Source organism: Zobellella taiwanensis (genome assembly GCF_003012795.1).
GTDB lineage: Bacteria > Pseudomonadota > Gammaproteobacteria > Enterobacterales > Aeromonadaceae > Oceanimonas > Oceanimonas taiwanensis.
Map to the genome: position 1 here is coordinate 1 of NZ_PXYH01000109.1, position 202 is coordinate 202.

Sequence of the window (202 nt, forward strand, 5' to 3'; positions counted from 1 at the left end):
CAAGTCTCTCACACTTCTTGGGTGTTGTATGGTTAAGCCGCACGGGGCATTAGTACAGGTTAGCTTCACGTCTCGCAACGCGTCCACACCCTGCCTATCTACGTCTTAGTCTCAAACGGCCCTTCAGGGCTCTCTAGGAGCCAGGGATGACTCATCTCGGGGCTCGCTTCCCGCTTAGATGCTTTCAGCGGTTATCGATTCC

General features: G+C 54.5%; 1 rRNA gene. It reads right to left on the reverse strand.

Annotated elements, in window-relative coordinates:
* Window positions 1–28: 28 nt before the first annotated feature.
* Window positions 29–202: ribosomal RNA gene (locus C7I36_RS17150) — 23S ribosomal RNA — on the reverse strand; the annotation flags it as partial.